This is a genomic window from Pseudomonas sp. PWP3-1b2 (assembly GCF_049896045.1).
GTDB lineage: Bacteria > Pseudomonadota > Gammaproteobacteria > Pseudomonadales > Pseudomonadaceae > Aquipseudomonas > Aquipseudomonas antarctica_B.
In genome coordinates this window covers 46,788-68,786 of record NZ_JAFCTN010000025.1, presented here as the reverse complement: position 1 = coordinate 68,786, position 21,999 = coordinate 46,788, and the positions used below count along the sequence as shown (strand labels likewise).

General features: G+C 59.8%; 15 protein-coding genes. 4 read left to right on the top strand and 11 right to left on the bottom strand.

Going from position 1 to position 21,999, the window contains the following annotated elements:
- Positions 1-69: 69 nt before the first annotated feature.
- From ACP7A2_RS17295 to ACP7A2_RS17285, 3 genes are read right to left on the bottom strand one after another with little or no spacing between them, the layout of a single operon-like run.
- Positions 70-1,242, bottom strand: coding sequence for a lactonase family protein (locus ACP7A2_RS17295; RefSeq protein ID WP_426135193.1), 1,173 nt, complete (start codon positions 1,240-1,242; stop codon positions 70-72).
- On the bottom strand, positions 1,232-1,519 hold the full coding sequence (locus tag ACP7A2_RS17290; RefSeq protein ID WP_426135192.1) for a DUF5629 family protein: 288 nt from the start codon (positions 1,517-1,519) through the stop codon (positions 1,232-1,234). The genes ACP7A2_RS17295 and ACP7A2_RS17290 overlap by 11 nt, the downstream gene beginning before the upstream one ends.
- Positions 1,520-1,524: 5 nt before the next feature.
- The gene (locus ACP7A2_RS17285) at positions 1,525-1,668 is read right to left on the bottom strand and encodes a hypothetical protein (RefSeq protein WP_426135191.1); all 144 of its coding nucleotides are present in this window, start codon (positions 1,666-1,668) and stop codon (positions 1,525-1,527) included.
- Between the two features lie 97 nt (positions 1,669-1,765).
- Here ACP7A2_RS17285 and ACP7A2_RS17280 point away from each other — a divergent pair, with 97 nt between their 5' ends.
- Positions 1,766-6,724 carry a dermonecrotic toxin domain-containing protein gene (locus tag ACP7A2_RS17280; RefSeq protein WP_426135190.1) on the top strand — a complete coding sequence of 1,653 codons (4,959 nt, stop codon included), beginning with the start codon at positions 1,766-1,768 and terminating at the stop codon, positions 6,722-6,724.
- A gap of 48 nt (positions 6,725-6,772) precedes the next feature.
- Here the strand turns inward: ACP7A2_RS17280 and ACP7A2_RS17275 are convergent, their stop codons facing one another.
- Complete coding sequence (locus tag ACP7A2_RS17275) at positions 6,773-9,148, bottom strand: efflux RND transporter permease subunit (RefSeq protein ID WP_426135189.1); 2,376 nt, start codon at positions 9,146-9,148, stop codon at positions 6,773-6,775.
- A gap of 15 nt (positions 9,149-9,163) precedes the next feature.
- Positions 9,164-10,204, bottom strand: a complete 1,041-nt coding sequence (locus ACP7A2_RS17270; RefSeq protein WP_426135210.1) for a WD40/YVTN/BNR-like repeat-containing protein — start codon at positions 10,202-10,204, stop codon at positions 9,164-9,166.
- 311 nt (positions 10,205-10,515) lie between these two features.
- Here ACP7A2_RS17270 and ACP7A2_RS17265 point away from each other — a divergent pair, with 311 nt between their 5' ends.
- Complete coding sequence (locus tag ACP7A2_RS17265; protein WP_426135188.1) at positions 10,516-11,631, top strand: Gfo/Idh/MocA family protein; 1,116 nt, start codon at positions 10,516-10,518, stop codon at positions 11,629-11,631.
- A gap of 158 nt (positions 11,632-11,789) precedes the next feature.
- Here the strand turns inward: ACP7A2_RS17265 and ACP7A2_RS17260 are convergent, their stop codons facing one another.
- Positions 11,790-13,862, bottom strand: coding sequence for an EAL domain-containing protein (locus ACP7A2_RS17260; RefSeq protein ID WP_426135187.1), 2,073 nt, complete (start codon positions 13,860-13,862; stop codon positions 11,790-11,792).
- A 387-nt stretch (positions 13,863-14,249) separates the two neighbouring features.
- On the opposite strand from ACP7A2_RS17260, the gene ACP7A2_RS17255 reads away from it, so the two are divergent.
- Positions 14,250-14,510: a hypothetical protein gene (locus ACP7A2_RS17255; protein WP_426135186.1), complete on the top strand. Its 261-nt coding sequence runs from the start codon at positions 14,250-14,252 to the stop codon at positions 14,508-14,510.
- Between the two features lie 3 nt (positions 14,511-14,513).
- On the top strand, positions 14,514-14,843 hold the full coding sequence (locus ACP7A2_RS17250) for a DUF6388 family protein (protein ID WP_426135185.1): 330 nt from the start codon (positions 14,514-14,516) through the stop codon (positions 14,841-14,843).
- A gap of 8 nt (positions 14,844-14,851) precedes the next feature.
- Here the strand turns inward: ACP7A2_RS17250 and ACP7A2_RS17245 are convergent, their stop codons facing one another.
- From ACP7A2_RS17245 to tssK, 5 genes are read right to left on the bottom strand one after another with little or no spacing between them, the layout of a single operon-like run.
- Positions 14,852-15,694, bottom strand: coding sequence for a serine/threonine-protein kinase (locus tag ACP7A2_RS17245; protein WP_426135184.1), 843 nt, complete (start codon positions 15,692-15,694; stop codon positions 14,852-14,854).
- Positions 15,691-16,413 carry a PP2C family protein-serine/threonine phosphatase gene (locus ACP7A2_RS17240; protein WP_426135209.1) on the bottom strand — a complete coding sequence of 241 codons (723 nt, stop codon included), beginning with the start codon at positions 16,411-16,413 and terminating at the stop codon, positions 15,691-15,693. The genes ACP7A2_RS17245 and ACP7A2_RS17240 overlap by 4 nt, the downstream gene beginning before the upstream one ends.
- Positions 16,414-16,418: 5 nt before the next feature.
- On the bottom strand, positions 16,419-19,787 hold the full coding sequence (tssM, locus tag ACP7A2_RS17235) for a type VI secretion system membrane subunit TssM (protein WP_426135183.1): 3,369 nt from the start codon (positions 19,785-19,787) through the stop codon (positions 16,419-16,421).
- A gap of 16 nt (positions 19,788-19,803) precedes the next feature.
- On the bottom strand, positions 19,804-20,664 hold the full coding sequence (gene icmH / locus ACP7A2_RS17230; protein WP_426135182.1) for a type IVB secretion system protein IcmH/DotU: 861 nt from the start codon (positions 20,662-20,664) through the stop codon (positions 19,804-19,806).
- Positions 20,665-20,669: 5 nt separating this feature from the next.
- Entirely contained in the window at positions 20,670-21,998 is a 1,329-nt protein-coding gene (gene tssK, locus ACP7A2_RS17225) for a type VI secretion system baseplate subunit TssK (protein WP_426135181.1), read from the bottom strand.
- Position 21,999: the final 1 nt, after the last annotated feature.

Below are 21,999 nucleotides of genomic sequence, written 5' to 3'. Positions count from 1 at the left end.
TTTGAAACATTAGCCGCTATTAATAGAATTAATAGACAGGCTCAGGCCCCGCACTGCGGGGCCTGTGGCTTATTGACGCACCAGGAATTTGAGGTCACTGGGGGCATCAATCGCCAATTTCTGCACGGTTTTGCCGAGCAGGCCGGTTTTGGGGTCGCGTTCAACCACCACAATTTCATTGCTTTTCTGGTTGGCAATCAGCAGGAACTTGCCACTCGGGTCCAGGCTGAACTCGCGCGGGTGGTCGCCTTCCACGGAACGGCGTTGCAGTTCCTTGAGGTGCGCGGTGGCCGGGTCGATGCTGAACACCAGCAACTGGTTGGCGGTACCACGGTTACTCACGTAGAGGAATTTGCCGTCGCTTGAGGCATGCAATGCGGCGCCAGCCTTGTCGGTCACCGGTTGGGCAGCGGCGAAATCCACCAGCTGGGTCTGGGTCAGCTTGCCGTCGTTGTAGTCATACACCGCAACCTGGGCGCTCATCTCGGTGCTCAGCCAGGCATGCTTGCCATCGGCGGAAAACAACAGATGACGCGGGCCGCTGCCCGGTGGCAATTGCACCGACGCCTGATCGGCTGGGGTCAATGGCAGCTCGTGGTTGGCCTTGGGGTCGTAGTGGTAGGCGAAAATCTTGTCTGCACCCAGGTCCTGAACAAACACGTATTTGCCATCCGGCGATGAAACCACCGAATGTACGTGGTTGGACGCCTGACGCTCAGGGTTCACGCGGCTGGCCGGGTGCCCACTGAGTTGCACCGGCGCGGATAATTTGCCCGTGGCATCCACCGGCAACACCGCCAGGCTGCCGCCCGGATCTTCCAGCACCGAATAGTTGGCTACGAACAGGTAACGCCCATCTGCCGCGAGGCTGGAATGGGTCGGTTCATTGCCCAGGCTCTGCACCTGATTAATCAGCGTCAGTTGATGGTTCTGCGGGTCAATGCTGTAGCTGCTGACGCGGCCAACCGGATCTTTCTGACCCGGGCCGTTCTCATTGACGACAAACAGATGCTTCTGGTCTTTGGAAATCGTCAGCCAGGACGGGTTGGCGGTCTTGGCCGCAAGTACCGGTTTGCCGCTGAACTGCCCGGTACGGCTGTCAAACTGCAGGCGGTAGATGCCTTCACTGGTGCCGGCCGTGTAGCTGCCGACCAACAGTTCATAAGTGTCTGCCGGTGCGGCCTGAACCGACATCGCACCGACACTGCCTGCCATCAGCAGGGGCCAGAATTTACGCATCATCCGCTTCATCCTCGTCGTTATTGTTGCCGGTGAAAGCACTGAGGCAGATCAGGCGGTGCTCGCCCGAATCACCGGTAAGGGTCCAGCTTTGCAAGGTGCCGTCAAACGTGGCGGCCTGCACCTGTTCCAGGCTGAAATTCCAGCGTTTTTCAGCGCGGCCGTCCATGGCAGTGATCAGCAGTTGGTCTGCGGTGAGTTCGAACTCAAAGGCGTGCAGCCCATCGATTTCAAGCATGTCGCTGGTGGAAAGGACGGCGGTCAGGGTGTCGGCAGTCATGGCAGTCAATCATCTACGGGAAAGCGCCAATCATAGCCCAGCACGGCCGGTGCAGCGCCGCTTTCAGCAGCAGCAACGCCATAAATACCCCGAAACAGACTCACCAACCCCGCGCCAACGGCTGCATACGCCCGTTTTGCAGCGCCCATGCGAAACACCTGATAACGCATTGAGGATACCGATGCGGCCACGGGCGGGTATTTTTCCCGGCGTACGGTTTATCCCTCAAGCAAAGGAATCGCTTGCATGCTATCGGTTAGAAACACCCCGCGCGCCTACGTCGTTTCACTGCCGGACGAGTCGCCACCGCCCGTTCAAGCGCCGGTGCTTAATACACCCGCTCAGCCAACGCCCTCCCGTGCACAGTCATTGCTTCGTGGCATTCAGTCTCAGCGCGAACGCGTTCGTGCAGACACACCCGCAACGGTGGTAGCTGACCACTTTGCCAGTCGTCCCAGCGTACGCTCAGTGGTCGCCGATCTACTGGCACAAGCGCTCAAGGCGCAATACCCCACGCTCGAAATCGACATTGCCAACACGTCACTGGCCGTGCCTGTCAGTGCCGACCCGTTGCAGTATGAGTTGACCCCTCTGCTGGACCTGGCACTCGAGCATCTGGCCGCCGGTACCGAGCTGAATTTCACCGATCGACATGGCGTGCCCTGCAAGTGGATCAACACCGCACACTCCAGGCTCCTGAAAACCACCGGTACGGGCGGCCACCTTGCCATGCCTTTGGGCATGCAAACCCTGGAAATAGCTATCCAGAACCTGCGCCCGCTGCTCAAGTCGGCATTCGCCGATGCACTGAGTCAGTATTGGGCAAAAAACGCGTTCAGCACATCTGCGTCGCCGGTCAGCCATTGGTTATGGCTTAGCGACACCTTGCAAAATACCCTGCGCATCGCAGCCCTCAAGCAGCCCGGCCTGGATGACTTGCAGCGCCAGACGCTGGATCAAGTCACACGCTACCCCGACCCGGCGGAGCGCGCCGCAGCGCTGGGAGACTCAGCCGCGCAAGTCTTCATCGTGGATTCCACTCTCAGCAAAGCCGGCAAAACCGGCACAGTCCTGAGCCCCGACCTGCTGATTACTCGTCAGGTCAACGGCCGGCAAGTGGTGCTGCACGCGTCCGCTGCAGGCGTGGTCACGCCCTACTCTTCCCTGGAAACGTTCGCCCAGGCGTGGGAGCGTCAACTCAACAAAGACTTTGTGTTTGATCAAATGGTGTGGAAACGATCTGCACCCGACGGTTCCATCTTTGATACCCAGGCCGCCATTCTTCTTGATCGGCAACTGCAAAATCTCGAGGCAATCCAGCTACCGACCCACGCCAGTGTCGAGGAGCTCGAACAGCTGTTTTCCCAGGCGAGTGCCACCGCACCGTGGTTCAACAACGCCTTGCACGCGCCATCGGCGGTACTGGAACCCCTGGCACGAACGCTGCCTGACTGGCTCAAACGCGCCAGTGGCGTCGACCGGTTCACCTATCGACAGCACGCACTCGCGCTGGCAAGCAGTGTGCAACGCAATAACGGTCGAAACTTTCTGACCGACATCCCGGATCTTCACACGTACGCCGAACAACAGCTGGACGCGCAACTGGCAGCCAAAGGCTACCGTGCCAACGACCTGGAAATTACATTCAAAGTGCCCGTCGGCACCCTCGGCGGTGGCTACATCGAGCCGGTCAAAATGGGCCTGGTGCAAATGGCCCTGGAGAACCTCGCCGGCTTGCCCAAAGGCGCGATGGATATCCGCCTGCGAGGCGTGCCGGTGACTGATCCGAAGATGGCCCAACAGCTCAAGGACCTTATCAGCCTCGTCGACATTGGAAAGCACTACCCGGCGTTGCTTGACACCCATCTGCTCGGCGATACCGCGCAAAGCCGCGAACGCCAGGCGCTGTTCAGCGAGCAAGTACCTGTGCAGCTCACCATGCAAGCCATGGCGTTCAAGCTGCGCGGCGAAAATGGCCTCACCGCGCGTGGCTGCCAATTGATCGAAGCGGCCGTGCGACCGGGCGCGGGGCCGCGAACGCTTGACGGTGCAGACATCAGCGTTCGCCCCCTGGCATTCCTGCGTAAGCCAGGCGCTACACCCGATGTGGTCGACAACATGTTCCTGATCGAACCGCACGATCCGCAAAAAGGCCCGCACATTCTCTATCGCCCCCAGCTTTCGCCGCCCTTGCAGGAGTTTGCCAGCCGCGAAGCACTGCTGACCGCCATCCAGCAACCGGGCCCGCTGCAACAGAGCATTCTTGCCTGGTTGCCCGACGCCAAAACCCGGGCGGTGTATGGCAATGGCGGTTTCCACACGCCGCATATCGCCCACTACAGCGTATTCAACGAGTTTGACGCCCCCCAGACACCTGCGCCCACCAGACTTGCCGTCGACGGCTACGCTGCCGCCACCAGGTTGCAGCAAGCCTTTGGCGGCGGCGACCTGATGAAACACCTGTTCAGCGCCAATGCCCACAGCCTGGTCTCACTCGCCAAAGACCAGTCCGCCTCCGACACCGAGAGCCGTTGGGCCTCCCACAAAGAGCTGGGCTGGCTGTTATTCAACAGCTTGCTGCCGGTGCTGCGTGGCCCGGGCGCGATGGTGGGTTGGCTGTTGCAGATGGCGGCGGTCGACAACGATATAGAACGCGCCAGCGATCCACGCAACCCTGACCCCACGGCTGCCATCGTCGACCTGTTGGTGAACATGGGGACGCTGCTCAGCCATTCTTCGGCGCCCGCAGTACCCGAACGGCCACTGGGCGCCCTGCCCTTCGCTCAGCGACCGGAAGTGGCTCTGCCGTTGGTCCGTCCCGCTGACACTGTCGCGAACACGGCGCCAGGAATGATTCGGGAAGCGCCCTCGGCAACGGCTGGCCAGTTCATTGAAACCGCTGGAAGCTCGTTCGACTTCGCGTTCAGCGCCTCGCGTGATCTGAGTGCCACACAGCGCGCTCACATTGCTTCATTTGCTGTGCAGACGCCCGCGCATCCAGGCCAACCTATCTCCAAGGGCGCCACTCAAGGGCTGTACTCGATTGACGACCATTTACACGTCCGAATTGACCGGCAATGGTTCCGTGTCGCTCGGGACCTCGACGGGCCGTTCATTATTGACGCGCAGGATAAAACCCGCAGTGGCCCGCCGATTCAGCGCGATGCACAGGGCCAATGGCGCCTCGACATCAGGCCGAAACTAAGGGGCGGTATGCCTAAAGGTGCGATGGGCCGTGCGGTCAGTAAAAACATGCAAGCCAAGGCGCTGAAAGACGCCGAGTACCGGCGCAACTTCCTGGAAGGCTTCAACGCGTCGGAAGCTCACGGCAACGCCCTGAAAAAAATCGGCGAAACCCTTGGCGAGTACGAGCATGCCGAAAATAACCTGAGGAAACTGTGGGAGTTGAAAAGCCGCCCCGACTCGGCCGGTCTTTACGATGCGCGCTATGCCGAACAACGGCAGGCCGCAGACACGCTGCGAGCTAAGGTCGATCAGCAATTACTCGATATCGAACCGCTGAGCCACGCGGTTATGGCTGCAAGCGAAAAAACCGTTGAAAGCATCAAGCCAAAGAAACTTGCCGGGTTGGACGACGTGTCCGAGTACAAGCAAAACCGCTCACTGGAATACCGGAGCATGCTGGGGGCAATGGAGGAAATAGAGGATGTTCATCGACGCTTGTTCAATGTCAGCAATCGATTCACCGCCAGCGGCGAACCCCTGGCCACCATCATCCAAGCCGCTCGAGAGCAATCCGCGCCGGCCTACGATGCGACCGTCGAGGCCTTCAAAACCACGTACCGCAACCGTGTAAACCTGGCGAAGGCCAAACAGGCGATCAACACCCTGTTCGAGCAGTGGAAAGCCGACTCCCCTTATGGAGCCAACCAGGCCGAGCAGTACATCAAGGACCGCTACAACACCCCGCCGGATATTGACTTGCTGTCTGCCAGGCTCAGTGTCCTGACCAACCTGAAGGAGTTGAGTATCAATAGGGCCACCTCCAGCCGTGGGCCTGACGCTGCATTTTTCTTGAAGCGTTTCGGCAACACCCCTATCGAGCCGGTCAACCAGGCATTCCGTGATCAGCGCGAATATCTGGGCTACACACTTGAGGAGCGCAAAGCCACGCTACAGACCGTTATCAGCACCTATCAGCAATCGTTGAACGACAGCATTTACTTGCAAGAGACTTGCCCCGAACTGTTTCGTGGTGAATACCACGCTCTGTTTACGCAGCACCTGGGCGAGATCATCACCGATGCCGAAGCTGACCTTGCCCAGGTGATTCGCGAAGAGCAGCACTTGATCCCGGAATCGCCCGGCCGCACAGACCGCCGAGTCAAACCGCGCAACCAGCGGGTGTTCCATACCCGCGACAAAAAGACCCTGATCGGCACGCTGCGCCCGGCAGAGGCCGGGCGCAACGACATCATTGACGTGCTGGACCCCGCGACCGGAAACCCCCTCGCCAGCTACAGCGAACACCCTTCGCAACACGAGTGGGTGGAGATCGTACGCGCCCCTAGCATGCAGGAACCCCGACTGCCATCGCCCAAGTCGCTTAGAACGTACAAGGCCGAGGCGCAACAGCTGCTGGATGAAGCCGAAAAGCTGCAAGCCTCGATTACCTTCCAGAAGCGCAAACTCAGCGACCCCGCACGCAGGGACACCGTCAACCCTCTGGACTGGTATGACATGCTACGGGCCCAGGCCGACAGACTGCGCGAGGTTGCCCGGAAAACCCAAGCCAACCATAGCGGCCATGCGGAAACCGGCGACCTGGTTGCGCAATGGAAAACGGCAGCAGACAACCTGCAACAAGCGGCGATCCAGCAAACCGCAGAGGGCTATCTCGTGCAACCGCCGAAACCGGAAAACGTCGATTTTCTGTGGCTCCACGGGTTTGTCGATATCAACCTGGTGAAGCGCGATGTACCGACCAAAAGTGGCGACGTTTTTACCGAATATGCGGTGCGGGAAAAGGGCAAAATCAACGTGCTGTGGTACGCCCACTTCCATTACCCGGAGAAAGGCGCGGTGCGTAATACCTACACCGCAGCGCATTTGAAAATCCCCTCCCAACGCACCAAGACCCAGAAAGACCTGATCAGGGAGGCCAGCAATAACCGGCTGGTGGAGCAGATTATCCGTTCGCGGGTTTCGGCGCCGCTGGACGAAAAGTTGTTCCTTAAACTGTAAGCAATGCCCCTGTAGGTGCGTGCGAACACGCGCCTACAGGGAACACGGTCAGTGAGCAAATAACGAGTTGCCCTTCTGCCCTGCCAATTTCTCCGGTTTGATCAAAAACCGCGCCAGCGCCGGCAACAGCCACAGCGCGCCGAACATGTTCCACAGCAGCATGAAGGTCAGCATCAGGCCCATATCGGCCTGGAACTTGATGGCCGAGAAAATCCAGGTGCACACGCCGATGGCCAGGCACAGGCCAGTGAACAGCACGGCTTTACCGGTGGACTTGAGCGTCTGGTAGTAAGCCTCTTGCAGCGGCAAACCGGCGCGCAGGAAACTTTCGAGGCGACTGTAGATATAGATGCCGTAATCCACGCCGATCCCCACGCCCAAGGCGACCACGGGCAAGGTCGCCACCTTGACGCCGATGCCCATGAACGCCATCAGCGCGTTACCCAGCACCGAGGTCAGCACCAGTGGCAGCACAATGCACAAGGTTGCCGCCCAGGAGCGGAAGGTGATCATGCACATCGTTGCCACACACAAATACACCAGGATCAGAATGGTCAACTCCGACTCCTTGATCACCTCGTTGGTGGCGGCTTCGATCCCGGCGTTACCGGCGGCGAGGATAAACTCCAGGCCATCCTTGTTGTTTTCCCTGGCAAAGTCCTGCACCGCATGCACAGCGCGGTCGAGGGTTTCGGCCTTGTGGTCGTTGAGGAACACCAGCACCGGCGCCAGCGAGCAATTGTTGTTGTACAAGCCATCGGCGCGGGCGATGGAGTTGTTCAGCACGTCGGGGTTACGCGACAGGGTTTCCCATTTCAGGTTGCCCTCGTTCATGCCCTTGATCATCTGTTTGGACACGGTTACCAGCGAGATCGCCGACTGCACGCCTTCGGTGTTTTGCATCTTCCACATCAATTGGTCAATCGGCGCCATGGCTTCATAACGCGAGCAGCCTTCGGGCTTGGTCTTAACCATCACCACCAATACGTCAGAGCTGGTGGAGTAGTTATTGATGATGAAGTTGTTGTCCTTGTTGTAGCGCGAGTCGGGGCGCAGTTCCGGCGCGCCCTGGTCGAGGTCGCCGATCTTCAGGTTCTGGCTGTACCAGAGGCCACCACCGAAGGCGATCAGGGCCAGCAAAATCGAGACTGGCGCCACTTTAGGGCTGGCGAATTTGGACAGCAGGCGCCAGAACGGGTGTTCGCGGTGCGCGTCTTTTTTGCTCTTGGCGATGGCACGCTTGCTGATGCCCACGTAGGAGATCGCTACGGGCAGCAGGATCAGGTTGGTGAACACGATCACCGCCACGCCGATAGAGGCGCCGATGGCGAGTTCGCGGATCACGCCAATGTCGATGATCAACAGCGTAATAAAACCCACGGCATCAGCAAGGATGGCGATCATCCCCGGCAAGAACAGCTGCCGGAACGTCCGTCGCGCCGCTGTCAGTGCGTTATCGGCCTCACTGGATTGCAGCGCAATGCCGTTGATCTTCTGTACGCCGTGGGAAATACCGATGGCGAAAATCAGGAACGGCACCAGCATGGAATAAGGATCAAGGCCGAAACCGAAAAAGTGCATCAGCCCCAGTTGCCAGACCACCGCCACCAGTGTCGTGCTCAACACGGCGATGGTGCTGCGCAGGCAGTTGGTGAACCACAGCAGCAAAACCAGTGTGATAACAAAAGCGATGCCGAAGAACAGCACCACCATCACCAGGCCATCGATCAGGTCGCCGACCTTCTTGGCGAAACCGACGATGTGGATCTTGATGTTGGGGTTTTGCGCTTCAAACTTGTCGCGAATCTTGTCTTCGAGTTCATGGGAGAACTTGCGGTAATCCAGAGCCAGCAACTTGCCCTGATCCTGCGGGTCCGGGTAGGACTCCAGCAGCGGAATATCTACGATGCTCGATTTGAAGTCGTTGGATACCAGACGCCCGACCTGGCCGGACTTAAGCACGTTATTGCGCAGTTGATCGAGGCTTTCCGGCGAACCGTTGTAGCTTTGCGGGATCACTTCACCGCCGGCAAAGCCTTCTTCGGTCACTTCGGTCCAGCGTACGCTGGGGCTCCACAGCGACTTGAGGCCTGAGCGGTCGACACCGGAAATGTAGAACACTTCGTCGTTGATCTGACGCAGGGTCTCCATGTATGCCTTGCTGAAAATGTCGCCGTCCCTGGCCTCCACCGAGATGCGCACCGTGTTGCCCAGGTTCGCCAAGTCGTTACGGTGTTCCATCATCTTTTCGATGAAGGGGTGTTTGAGGGGGATCATCTTTTCAAAGCTGGTGGACGGGCGAATCAAGGTCGCCTGCCAGAACAGGAAAATACTCACCAACAGGCAGATGACGATCACCGCCGGGCGGTTGTTGAAGATCAGGCGCTCAAGAAAGGTCGCTTTATCGTTGTGATGACTGCTCATTGATTCCCCGCCTTCTTATTGTTTTGTCGGTTCGGCGCCGGTGGGCGCAGCAATGCGGACCCCACCCTGCCCAGCCAGAATCAAGTTGCCATTGCCTGCCGAAGTCACCGCTGACAGTGAGATTCGGTCCGGGCGATTGAACACGCTGAAGGTCTGGCCATCATCATGGCTGACCACCACGCTGCCGCCGTTACCGACGACCACGATGGAACCGTCATCGAGCAACGTGGCGCCCGACAAACCAAATTCCAGGGCACCGCGCGCCGCGCTCAACTCGACCTGTTGCCAGGTGCTACCGAAATCCGTGGAGCGATAAAGATTGCCGCGCAAGCCATACGCCAGCAGGGTTTGCGGTTGCGCCGTGCTGATCACGCCAAACAGCGAGCCCTCGTAGGGGCCTTCGAGTTTTTCCCAGGTCTGGCCGTCATCGCTGGAGCGGAACATGCTGCCCTGCTCACCCACGATGAACAGCCCGGCGTCTTTGATGTGGGCGATGGCATTGAGGTGAAACTGGTCTTCGTTGTCGAGGCGGTCGCTCACGTCTGCCCAAGTGTTGCCGCCATCGGTGGTTTCGACCAACGCGCCATAGGCGCCCACGGCCAAGCCGTGTTCGGCGTCCTTGAACCAGATGTCGAGCAACGGCGCTTCGCGTTTGAGGTCTTGGTACTGCTGGGTCCAGGTGGCGCCGCCATCGGTGCTGGCAAGAATTTGCGCATCATGGCCCACGGCCCAACCGTGTTTGTCATCGACGAAAAATACCGCTGTGAGCAACTGGCGGGTGGGGACTTTGGCCTGGGCCCAGGTGCTGCCATTGTCGTCGGAATAAAGGATGTGCCCGCGGTCACCGACCGCCACGAGGCGCTTGCCGGCATGGACCACGTCAATCATCAGGCCTTTGGCGGCCTTGGGGGATTCAATCGCAAACGCCGGCGCAGCGGCGGGATCGCTGGCTGCCAACACGGGCGTCGTCACCACGGCACCTGCGAACAGCGAGAGCGCTGTGGCCAGCAACGCAACCCTGCGTGCGGCGCGTGGGCGGCAAACAACCCAACCCATGACAGGCTCACTCATAGACCTTTCTCCCCATTTATTATTGTTAGGTCGTCTCGCCTTCCCGGGCTCTGAAACCTGCAATCTAGAGCGCCTGGAGGAAGCAGGGGCCATCCTATCGGGCTTTCGAATCGTCTGACAATCGGCGCTACGTTATCTTTTGTTAACTGATGGCCTTTCGTCACAACCTGAATATAGCTGCATTCGTCAGGATGATTGGCCGCGCACAAATGAATTTATTTTCCATCTATTGAATTTAGAGAATTTTTATTCCATTAATAGAGCCCTTAACAACAATAATTCAAAGGACCACGGCGATGCGTGAACTCGGAATCGGCTTGATTGGCACAGGCTTCATGGGGCGCGCCCATGCGTTGGCCTTCAATAACGCTCGGGCGGTATTTGAACTGCCGGTACACCTCAAGCTTGCCGCCCTGGCCGACGCCGACACCGAGCGCGCCAGTCGTTGCGCCAACGCCTGGGGTTTTGCCCGGGCCCATGGCGACTGGCAAGCACTGATCGACGACCCGGCGGTCGACGTCGTGGCGATCACCACCCCCAACCACCTGCACTACCCCATGGCCATGGCTGCGATTGCGGCGGGCAAAGCGGTGTATTGCGAAAAACCCCTGGCCGTAAGCCTGGAGCAAGCCGACGCTATGCGCCGCGCCGCGAGCGCCGCCGGCGTGGTCACGCGGGTGGGCTACAACTATCAGCACAACCCGATGATCGGCTGGGCGCGCCAGATGATTGCCAGTGGCGAGCTGGGCGAGATCATCAGCTTTCAGGGCGAAAACAGCGAAGACTTCATGGCCAATCCGGCAACGCCCTGGGCCTGGCGCTGTGAAGCGGACCACGCAGGCGGCACCCTCGCCGACCTTGGCAGCCACTTGCTGGCCATGGCGCGCTATTTGGTGGGTGATGTGCAACGTGTGTGTGGCGACACCCAGACCGTGCATAAACAGCGCCCGGCGAGCGCTGGCAGCCAGGACATGCGCGCGATCAAGGTGGACGATCAGGTACACGCCCTGCTGCGCTTTGCCAATGGCGCGCGCGGCACGGTGAGCAGCAGTTGGGTCAAGCATGGCTACAAGAACCACTTGAGCTTCGAGATCAGCGGCACCCAAGGCACGCTGGCGTTCGACCAGGAGCGTTTGAATGAACTGCGCCTGTATCGCGTCGGCCAGCCGGGCTTCCAATTGCTGCTGGCTGGCCCCGCCTTGCCCGGCTATGCAGCCTTCAGTCCGGCCGCAGGCCATCAGCTGGGGTACAACGAACTGAAGACGCTGGAGGTACACGAGTTGATCATGGCAATGGCGGGCCAAGGCGCCGACGGCACGGATTTTGAGTCGGCCTGGGAAGTAGAGCGCCTGGCCACGGCGATTCGCGTGTCGGCTGAAGAAGAACGTTGGGTTGAAGTGAACTCGGTCTAACCCTCAACACTGCCCCCTGTGGGAGCTGGCTTGCCTGCGATAGCAATGGTGCAGCCACCACCGCCATCGCGGGCAAGCCCGGCTCCCACAAAGGACTTAGCCCACGATGATTTTGACCTTATCCCCCGCGCCAGGGTGCAACGCCACCACGTCTTTGCTTAACGAGATGCCTGCGCACGCTCGCGCACAAAGCCTGGCACCTGATCGCCGGGCAGCGCCTTGCTGAAATACCAGCCCTGAATAAACAGCTCAGTACCGGTATTCAAGAAGGCCAGTTGCTCGGCGGTTTCCACGCCCTCGACCACCACGCCCAGGTTCAGCGCCTCGCAAAAGCGCAGCATGCCGGTCAACACCTGGGCGCCTTTGGGATCGTGCTGAGCCACCACAAAACTGCGGTCGATCTTGATGAAGTCCACCGGAAACTGGTGCAGATAGCTCAATGCGGAAAACCCGGTGCCAAAGTCATCGATATACACTTTGGCGCCAATGGCCTGGAGTTTCTGGATGGTCTGGCGTGTGGCCGGCACGTCACTGACCAGCGCGTCTTCGGTGATTTCCACCGACACCTGACCATGGGCCTGGGCGAGGATGCCCACCAGGCGATCGCCATAGACGGCGTTCGTCAGGGTGGCGCTGGAAATATTGATGGTCATCGGCAAGGCGAAGCCAGCCTTCTGCCACTTCTGATACTGGCGCACCGCCTGGGAGGCCACCCACACGTCGACGTCGGGCATCAGCCGCGCCTGGGCCAGCCATTGCAGGAACTCCCAGGGTGAGTGCACCGTGCCCTGATTGTCCCGGGCACGCATCAGGGCTTCGCAACCCGTGCACAGCCCGGTGCGGGTGGAAATCTGCGGCTGAAATTCGAGGTAGAACTCGTAGTCGCAGATCTGCTGGATGTGGCTCAGTTCGCTGGCCTGACGCGCGAGGATCTTGTGGGAGGCCAGCACCGGGTCCAATTCAAGCAAGCGCCCCTTCTCTTCGAGGCCGCGAAAGGTCATGTCCAGCGACTTGAGGTATACCGTGCCACCTTCGCTGGGCTGGCGATGGATCGCCCGAACATAGGGTGCGTACACCAGCGTCCCGAGGCCCAACAGCAGCACTTGCAGCACCACGGCAGCCACATCGCCATGGGTACTGAGGTAGGCGTTGAGCAGCACCGGCGAGGTAAACGGTACGCTGGCGACGGCGGGCGAGACCCATCCCAGCTGTACCACCATCAGGGCCACCGTCGCGTTGAGTGCCGGCACCAGCAGAAACGGAATGAACAAGCGCGGGTTAAGAATGATCGGCAGGCCGAACAGCAGCACCTCGCTGACATTGAATAATGACAGCGGCAAACTGGCCATCGCCAGCAGGCGCATGGACTGGCTCCTGGAAAACAACAGCACTGCCACCAACAGGCACAACGCCCCGCCCGAGCCGCCGATAAATGCAAAACAGCCCAGCAGGCCGCCGTTGAGCAGGTACTTGGCGGGCTCACCGGCGGCCAGTGCGGCGCCATTGAGTGCCACGGCCTGATCCAGCACATCGAACAACGGCTGCATGGCATACACGCCATGGATACCAAAAAACCACAGCAGCGAATTCATCAGGGTTACAAACAAGCCACTGCCGTAGGGCGATTGCAGCGCGTCGATTACCTGCGGCCCCTGCAGTTGCGCCACATAGGGAATCTGTAACAGCAACGACAACAGCACCACCAGGCACAGCGCAGCAATGGCGCCCGGCACCACCATATTGATGGTGCCGCGCAGGTTGTGCCCCACCAGGTCTTCATTGACCAAGCGGGTCCAGCGAAAACGGTGCAGCCAGGCAATCGCCGGCACGTTGATCAAGGGGGAAGCGATGGCGATGAACAACACGAAAGTGGCCGAGGCGCGTGGATACTCGCGCAGGACGAATGTGGCGACCACCACGTGGGCGAGGCACAAAAACGCCACGGGCAATTGTGGCAGGCGATGCTGGATTGCCAGCATGTAGCCGATTGATGCCGCCACCAACAGCGGGATCACCGAGCTGATCTGGTTGTGCAGCCCAGAAAAAAAGGCCACCACTTGCGGGTCAAAGCCCAGCGCCCTGGCGCACTCGGACAGCATCAGAAAACCCGCCGACACCAGCAGGCACGGCAGGACCCACAGCAACCCTTCACGAATGGCACGCAATGATTCGGTACTCGCCAGGGCCGCGAGGCGCTGAGTCAGGAAAAGTTTAAACAGCGTCTGCGCCATGACCCGTCCCTCTGCCCATCGCTCACTGCCCCTGGTGGGCAGGCACGAAAACCCTGGGTAACGCTACACGCCCTGATACCGGGAGCGAAAGGGTTTTGCCACGGAACGCCTGAATTTTCAGGATTAACAATGATTAGAACTACGGCCTTTGTAAGAGGGTCTTACCTCACATCATGGGAATTTCCCGCACCGCAAGGGTAAACTTCCGACACGGCAACGGAAATTGGCCGTTGCCCCTTCTGACGATAGTCAGTTGAAACGCCGGGGGCTGAACGTCTCCCAACGTTGGATTTGATGATCTGCAGCAAACGGCAGGTTCATTTCATTGTGTAGAGTCGGCGTTTTTCCCAAAGGATCCGGGCCGGACATAAAGGAGGTCGGTTGAACATGCAAGGCAAGCTATCAAACCCCATGCCACCCGTGGCGTTCAACGCATTGCTGTGGGTTATTGGGGTTGCGTTACTGATCATCGTCAAGGACACGATCGCGCGGACCTTCGAAGTCGATGAAGATAATTGGCTGCAATTGGACCTCGGCGTGGCGCTCTGCGCCTACGTGCTATTGTTTTTGCTTGAACCGATACGCAAACGAATAAATCGTCGCCTGGAAAAACGTGCCCGGCGCCGAGAAAATCGTCACAGGAGCTAACTTTTGTCACCACCCGGCGATAACCATCAGCGCGCCCTGGACCGATTTTTGATCGAACACCCGGACGTCGCCCTCGAACTCGACACCCTCAACCCCCTGGCCGCACAGGCCAAAGGTGAAACCCTCGCGCAGTACCGTGCCGAGCGCTTGCATGAAGCTTTTGAAGCCGAAGCTGAGCGACAAGATATGTTTGCCTGGGAGCTGACCCTGAAGTTAACTGCTGAATCCCCCGCTGCCTTCGAAGCGCAACGCCTGGAAGTGCATAAGGAAGTTGCGCAGATGGCGGGGTTGAGTTGGGTTGAATACTGCAAGTTGCATGAATTGGCCAGCTAGGGGTTTTGCTACAGGTTCCAGAAGCGTCGGTTGCAGCCCATCACGTGGCGCAACTCACGGACGCTGATGCATCGCCGCTCAGGGTCAACCGCCAAGGCCGTACGCAACGCAGGCCAGTAACGCCCTGGCAATTGCCGGGGTCGTGCCAGCCTTTCCCACGGTTTGTACGCATCCAAACGTTGCCCATGGGCCAGTTCATACACCACACAGGCCACGGCATACAGGTCGGCGGCGCCGGTAAGCACGCCACCTTCCAGCAGCTCGGGAGCGGTGTAAGCCGGTGTCCAGGCGTTAAAACGGTTGCGACTCAAGCCCGGCAAACCCGCCGTCACCTGCGCCTGCGCCACACTCAGGCCAAAATCGAACAAACGCACACCCTCCTCGCCCAGCATGATGTTGGCCGGTTTAATGTCGCCGTGCAGAACGTTTTGCTGATGGGTGTACACCAACGCGTCCAATAACTGTAAGGCCATTGGCTGCAGTTCTCGCCAGGGCAACCCAGCCGGGCATTCCGGGAGCAGTCGGTCGAGCGTAATGCCGTGCAGCAACTCCATGGTGAAGAAGGCGGCTTCGTGCGTGGCATCGACCTCGAACGAAAACGCGCGCACCACACCTTCATGGCGCAGGCTTCGTGTCACGGAAAACTCGCCGTAGAGCAACAGGTGTGCGTCAGGGCATTGGGAAAACGCATCGCCCAACAGCTTGATCGCCACGCCTGGGCTTGGCTCGCCGAACTGCTCGTGCAGCAGGTCGCGGGCACGATACACCACGCCCATCCCGCCCCGTCCCAATTCGCGCTCAAGGTGATAGCGCCCGGCAAGCAAGCTGGGCGCAGTGATTGCTGCACTCATGGCTGCACCACCACGGCAGTGAAATCATCCCGAACCAGCCTGCGCGCTACCAGCGCGAATAACCGATCCACCACGTGCTGCGGTGACCCCATGCTCAGCGCCCGGCCCAGGTCACGATGGCTCAGTACCTGATACAGCCCGTCGCTGCACAGCAGGAATACATCGCCCGGCCGGGTGTTGAGCTCCAGCACTTCAAGCCGCAATGGCGCCCGAGCCCCCACCGCGCGGGTCAACGCCCTGGCATCCGGATGAGCCTGGGCTTGCACCACACTCAGTTGGCGCTCATCCATGAGGCGCTGCAGCACAGAATGGTCCCTCGACAGCTGGTACAGCCGCTGGCCACGCCACAAGTAACAGCGACTGTCTCCTGCCCACACACAAGCCGCGCGCCCCTTCTCAATCAACAGCGCCACGACGGTACTGCCCATGGTGACGTGCGCCCCCATGGAGCGTTGCGTTGCTGCCGCCCTCAGTCGTTGGCTGACCTCTTGCAAGCATTGCCTTGCTGCGCTGACGCGTTGATCAAGGCTGCCCTCGGCCGGCAAGGCGGCCAGGCTGCTGACCACCCACTGGCTGGCGACATCACCATCCTGATGGCCGCCCATGCCGTCCGCCACTGCCCAGCACCCGTGCCGGGGGGCGTCGAGGAATGCGTCCTCGTTACGCGACCTCGCCTGGCCCCGCTGCGTGCGTCCGGCGCTGCGCCAATGACTGTGCACGCGGCTCACAATTGCTCCGGCAGCCGAAAAGTGCGCCAGGTGTCGATTTCAAACGGCCCCGTTGAACCCTGAGTGGTGAGCAGGAAATTGGCGCGCAAACCGGCGAGGTCGGCCTTGTATATCTGCGCATTACGGCCACTGGCGGCTTCTTTCTGCAGCAGGTCGAGAAGCCTGAACAATGACCAGGCCCCGGTATTTTTCTCGAGGCCCAGAGGCCGCTGCTGCGAGCCTCTCTCCAGCACGAGGCTGCTGCGGCCGTTGTCCGCCTCGATAGGCCACTCAAATACCATGGGCACGATGGGCCCATGGCGATACTCCAGCTGCTTTTCGCCCAGTCGCAGGATCGCCCTGCTGACCGACTGATCGAGGCTGTAGGGCGCCAAAGTGAACCGCACAGACAACTCGCCTTGCGCCTCGTTGAAAAAGCCACGGCGGATGACCTGGGCTTTCATCAACTGATCCAGCAACGCGCGCGACACCGGAAGGCTGTTGCCATCCACTCCTCGCAACTTGTAACGGCTGCCATCGGCGCTGATAAACGGCCGCAGGTAGCCCTCATAAAAGCGCGCCATAACACCTTGAGGTTTGAAAAACTCCTGAAAATCGTTGAGAGCAACATCGCTGGCGGCGTGGGCATTGAACGGATAACGCTGGCGAATGGCCTTGCTGTAGAGGCCATAGACCTCACTTTGGTAGCGTTGATTGACGTGCGCATACGCCCCTTCCAGCAGGTGGCGCCAACTGTCGTCAGCGACCCTGTCAAACCAGCCGGCGAGCGGCGCCGGTAAACGCGCAGCGGCATTTCGCAGGTTGCCGAGCACATCCTGCTGCCCTTCCATTCGCCGCTTGACCCTCTGGAAGACTGCCTGCTCCGGCGAGCTTTCTCGGTTCAACCCCGCCAGTTGCAGGTGCAGCTCGTCGAACAGGCGTAACGCCTGGGTCAACTCGACACCCGGGTTGTGTTGCTCATCCAGCAAGCGGTGCAACGGTTCAAAACGCCGTTGCAATGCGCGGCGAGCGGAGTCGGGCAGTGCCGCAGACTGCGCGGCAGCAACTACCGACTGAGCGATCGCGCCAGCCTCACCGGCCTGATCGGCGACGTTGGCCAACACTGCCGGGGCTGGGAGCAAGCGGGTATTTTCACGAAGCGTCAGCAGTAGCTGCATCAACGGCGACTGGGCCGACGTCAGGCTCGCAAGCTGCTCGGCGTCCTGCCTGAGGCTGTCAGTCTGCTGCAGGCTGACACGGCCGAGGGCGTCGCTCCAGGCATCGGCATATTCACTGAAATAGCGCTGTTGCAGTTCCACCATCAGCCGGCGCAAGTCCATCACACTCAGGTCGGCGCCCTCCCCGACAACCCAGTTGTCCTGCGCAATGCCATTCACCAGCCTGGGGCCCTGCGCCTCGAAGTACTGCCAATACCGTTTGGTATAGAAGCCGGGAATCGGTGGTTCAATCGCCGCAAATACCTTGCCGTCGCCAAGACGCAAAGGTTCGAGGTTTCGGGACTGCTCCCGCAACACGCGATATACCGCATCGGCCATCGATTCGCCCCGCAGCTCTTCACGTGCCCTGGCCACCAATTCTTCGTTAATGGGCGCGGTAAACGGTTGTTCCAGCAGCCGCGCCAAGTGCTCATTCAACCGCGTCTGCACCGATGTATCCGCCGAATAACGCACCGACCAATGATCGGCCATGTGTTGCGCCAGCCACCGGGTGTCACGGCGATCACGCAATTTGATCATCAGGTACGCGCGCAGGTTTTGCAGCAACCGCTCGCGATCCCCCAGGCTTGCGCGCACTTGCTCTTCCAATACTGCCGTAGTCCGCGCCAGGAATTGCTGTTGCAGTGCTTGCTCGTAGGCACGCGTCAAGACTGGACGGCTCACTTCGCCCTGGTAGAGGCCCGCACTGTCCACAAACCGGACGTCACTCGGCGCCGGGAATACCTGCGTCGCCGCCAGCCGCGCATCCAGCCACGTCAGGAGTGTCAGGGTCTCGTCGCCTTCGTGCGCAGCGGGCGAAGGTTGTGGTGCCAGCGCTGCCAACTGCGCCAAGCGTTGCAGGTTGACTCCGTAACTGTGCGTCCACAGCCATCCGGCACCGCCGACGACCAGTGCCACTGCCATTACCAACATGCCCTGACGCCGATTAATGCGGCGCTGCTCCTGAGTCTGCAGGCCAGCCAAATGCGCGCCGGCAAATATCACCCGGCTGAACAGCCCCTGGACAAAGCGGCTGCGCCTCTCCCCCGCACAGGTCAAATAGAACCCGCGCAAACCATTGATACGCTGATAACGATGCGCAGAAAAGGCTGACTCTACGTACTGGCACAAACGTTCACCGACCTGCGCCGCCTGTTGCGCGAACTCAAGCATCTGGCCACGCCGTTCAACGCTGCGTTCCTGGTGCAACCGGGTAATCAGTTGAGCACTCAAGCGTTGCAGTAGTGCCTCGTACGCCTCGCGGACCTGACCGACATCGATGCCCGTGCTACCCACTTCAAGGCGCTGGCCCAGCACGCTATCGGCATCCTCTGTGGGCGATGCATCGAAGAACTCGCAAAAACCCGGCAGCCTGTCAGCCTGGGTCAGCACCAGATAAATGGGCACATCCATTCGCAACGTCTGCTGAATATCCTGCAGGCGCGAATGCACATGGCGTGCGTGGTGATCCAGGTCGTGTTCATTGCTGCTCAACAGGGTATCCACCGACAGTGCCACTACCACCCCGTTGAGTGGACGTATCCGGCGCCGCAACCTGAGCAGGTTCAACAGTGTTTTCCAGCCCTCGGCGTCAACCCTGCTGTCAGGTTGCGTCAGGTAGCGCCCGGGGGTATCGATCAGTACGCCTTCGTCGGCGAAATACCACTCACAGTGAGCGGTGTCGCCCTGTTGGCTCGCCTCGACGCGGTCAAGCGGTAACGCCAATCCGCCTGCCGCCAACAGTTGGGTCTTGCCACTGCCTTGTTCACCGATCAATACGTACCAGGGCAAGTCGTTGCGCCAACGGGCAGTATGCGCTGCGTAACGCTGGGCAGTTTTCAGCACGTCGACTGCCTCCTTGAAGCGGCCACGGACCTGCTTCTGCTCGTCCTCAACCCAACCCAATTGCTGATCGCGCACGCTGTTCTCGGGCCTTACAAGGCCTGCGGTGCGACGCCCACCAACGAGGGCCATCGCCAATCCCCACAGCAATAACAGTGCACTGATCGTCACCAGGCGAGCCGTCGCGCCCTGCCAGAACCGGTAGTCATCCACCGCCAGCAGCGGCCCGATGCACCACACCAGAACCGCGCAGGTCAGCACCAGCAACAAGCTCCAGACCCAAATTGTGCCCAGCACGGTGCGCGCGTTCTTGAAGAATGCGTTCATTGATTGCTCCCAGCGTTTACAAGGGCGTCTGAGTCAGTTCCGACGCCGAAAATTGAAGGGTTTGCAGCGTATTTTCACGCGCCTCTCCCAGCGTCCAGGCAAACCCTGCGTACATCCCCACCACACAGGCCAGGGCAAACACCGTGGCCCAAGGCGCCGAAATCGTGGGGTATCGCGTGCGGCGTAACGGCCCGGCGCCGGCTGTTGATGCAGGCTCCGGTGGCGGGTCACCGCGCACTTGCCTGATCTGCCGATACAAGGCATCGCGAATGGCCTCAAGTTGTGACACGCCTCGCTCCATAACCCGGTATTTACCCTCGAATCCAATCGACAGGCACAGGTACATCAGCTCCAGCATGGCCAAATGCTTGACCGGGTCGCGAGACAGCCGCTCCAACAGCTGGAACACCTTCTCTCCTCCGAAGGTTTCATTGTGAAACCGGCTCAGCAGGCTCATCTTCGACCAGTCACTGCGATTGCCCCAGGCCGTGGTGACCACGGCTTCATCAATGACACTGCACAACACATAGCGCGCAGAGATGACTTGGCTGTTCTCAACGCCCCGCTGCGAGACGCGGCTTTCAAATGCAGTAACGGCCGCTGCCAACCGGTCATTCACCGTCGTGATGCTTTCGCGACCGGAACAGCCCTTAAGCTGGACCACCTGGGACAATACGCCCGACGCCGCGACCACCAAGGGATTGGGTCCCATCTCAAAACGCGTTACCTCGTGCACGCGGGCGGCGTAGATCATCCGGTCTTCGAGTTGCTCAATACGTGGCGGCGAAGGGAAATCCGTGACGGGCGACTGCGTCGGTCCACGGCCTTCATGGTCGAGCAGAATGGTTTTCTCATCCTGCGGGTATTCACTGTCCATAGCGTTCAATTCCTGATGGCCCAGAAGTTAAGTTCAAGTGCCGCAAAATCCCCGCTGACGTGGAAGGCGAAACCACCCGACTGCTCCAGCTGCGTAATGTCGCGAGCACTCAGGTCGAGCATGAAATAGGTTTTGCCGGCATGAAATGGAATCTGTCGCGGCGCCACAGGCAGTGGCTTGACCTTGATACCCGCCAGATGCAGGTTGACCAATTCCCGAATGCGCTCCACCGGCCCGACTTTCAAATGTGCCGGCAGGCGTTGACGCAGAGCTTCTGAATCGCATTGCGCAGTGGCTGCCAGAATGAACGTCGCGCTGCCCAGCAACTTCAAATCGCCCACCGGGCACACCAGCACGCCATATTGGCGCTGCTGCAGGGTCAACTCGATGGCGTGTTGCTCCAGCACCATCGACAACACAGCCCGAACGCCTTCCATCAGCCCACGAAAACTCTCACCCTGGTCGCCATGCCGGTAATACACCTCCAGGTGCGCGCGTTTGCTGTCATTGGCAAAGGTTGATAACTCACCGAATAACGCCAATAGCGCTCGGAACAGGGTTTGCGGGCGAACCTGGGTCTGGCTCAGGTAATGACGCAGCTCCAGCTCGGTACGGTTGATCAGCTGCAACATCAGGAAATCGCCGATTTGCGTGCCGACCGCCGTGCCCTCTCCCCGGATACCTGCCGCAATCGCATCGCCACGGCTGGCGAGCAGGCTGATCACCTCCTTGAGGCATGACGACACATACCCGCTGCCCTGAAGAAAAATGAAACTGGGGATGAAATCCGCGTCCAGGCTCACGCCACCCTCACGGGTCGAGTCGATTACCTGGGCAACTTTGAGTTTGACGAAACCCTGCTCGCTTTGCTGCTCGCCCAACACCAGACGCAGGTCAGGCCGTGCACAACTGATGTGGCATCGGGAGTCGGCTCCGGCGTTGGAATCACCCACCTCGATATCACAGGCGAGATAGCGTGCCAGCACCTCGGTTTGCTGTTGACGACGAACCTCAATCTGGTTACCCGTGGCCAGCGGCAACGCCAGGTAAATCGCTTGTTTCCCCGAATTCGCAGGGACTTGCAAAACCAGCGGTTCCATTGCTGCACTCAGCTCGAACAGGCTGCCATCCGGCAGCACGCCGCTGGCCTGATTGACCACGACCTTGCCGAAATTGAGATGTTCCAGGTCGACTTCCAGGGTAAGAAACCCCCACGCATCATCGCCCAGCAATCGAGTTCGATTGAGTTGCTGGTGCCAATAGCGGTCGTTGTGCTGCAAATGCTGGGGCCGCAGAAGCATGCCTTCTTGCCAGATGACTTTGTGAACGTGCATA